The sequence below is a fragment of the Thalassolituus sp. UBA6592 genome (assembly GCF_002433655.1).
Lineage (GTDB): Bacteria > Pseudomonadota > Gammaproteobacteria > Pseudomonadales > Oceanobacteraceae > Venatoribacter.
The window spans coordinates 1-1,389 of record NZ_DJIO01000069.1 but is presented as its reverse complement, the minus strand read 5'-3'; the positions used below and the strand labels follow the sequence as shown (position 1 = coordinate 1,389).

At 51.4% G+C, this 1,389-nt stretch carries 1 protein-coding gene and 1 pseudogene; both read right to left on the bottom strand.

Features of this window, described 5'->3' with window-relative positions:
- Window positions 1-510: pseudogene (locus B2Z72_RS06770) on the bottom strand (energy transducer TonB); the annotation flags it as partial.
- Window positions 510-1,292 carry a DUF3450 domain-containing protein gene (locus B2Z72_RS06765; RefSeq protein ID WP_296983134.1) on the bottom strand — a complete coding sequence of 261 codons (783 nt, stop codon included), beginning with the start codon at window positions 1,290-1,292 and terminating at the stop codon, window positions 510-512. The gene B2Z72_RS06765 and the pseudogene B2Z72_RS06770, both read right to left, overlap by 1 nt.
- Window positions 1,293-1,389 lie beyond the last annotated feature (97 nt).

Sequence of the window (1,389 nt, the reverse complement as noted above, 5' to 3'; positions counted from 1 at the left end):
CATTTCACGCTGCATTTCAAACCACAGCTGTTCCAGGTTTTCGATGGAAGGCAGCTTGGAGGTTGAGCCCGCAGTTTTGATCAGATCATTCAGGAAGGCTTCACGGCCCGGAACTTCGGAGCTGATCACAGAACCTTCAAATACGGCTTTGGTGTCGCCGGCAACCTGCTGCAGAACACCAAACAATTCTTTCAGAGAACCCATGCGATTAGTCAGACGTTGCTGAGCTTCTGCTATTTCTGTTTCGTTCTGTTGGAAGGCCTGCTCTTTATTGGCGCTTTCCTGCTCCAGACGGGTACGTTCCGCCTGAACTTCCGATACCAGACGCTGCTGCTGAGCGCGCGACGCCTTAAATTCGGAAATACGCTGCTGGAACGCTTTGTCATCACGTGCCTGACCCTGTTTTACCAGGCTCAGCAGATCATCAACACTGACAGACTCGGCTGCAGTGGCTGGCAGGTTCATACCGATAGTTGCAGCAGCAACCAGGAATACGGAACGCAGTTTCATCAGTTGGCCTCCTGGTTTGAAGCAATTGGAGCAGCAACCGGAACCTTGATCAGGTCTGGCGCAGCCTGTTCACGGGCAATACGGATGCCGGCAATAATTTTACTTTTGTATTCAGCATCCAGTGGCTGCCATTCACCGGCGGCAGTATTCCACACGCCCAGATCCTGACCGTCGAGAGACTGATAAACCAGAGCAACACGACCAACGCGCAGGAAATCCACTTCGCGCGGCTGACCGCTGATATCCAGCGTTCCGCGATACGATTCTATGGTACGGCCGTAATCAACTTCTGCCTGATAGGCATCCATTACTTTGCGGTATTTTTCTGCCACAGTAACGTCAGAACGCCCCATCAGCTCTTTCAGTTTATTGACGCGGCCAGCACGCTCTTCTTTTAAGAAAGGCACATCGGCAGCTACAAACTGATCAATAGAATCAATCATGCGCAACATCAGAGGAGTAATCTGACGCTCAACCAGAGTCACGTTTTTGATGCTCTGTTCGATACTGGTCATTTCTTCCTGTTGTGCCGCCAGCTGCTTATCCAACTGCTGGATGTACACTTTAAGACCATCATTCTCTTTGATCAGACCGCGGTACTCACGCTCAGAAGCGCGGATGCTGTCATCAATGGAATCAATAGTTTGCTGAGACTTCTGCGCCTTAACAGCACGATCCACGCCCTTATCCAGTGCGCTGTCGACTGAGGCTGCAGAGGCACCGAACACTACGCCGGCTGAGAGCACAGCGGCTGCCAGAAGGCTGCGGGTTTGCAGTTGCATATTTAACACCTGAAATTATCAATTACGCCTGCCGGAGCAGGATTACCAAATTCAGAGCGCACGATACTGCAGGTCTGTGACAGTTCTGTGACATGAC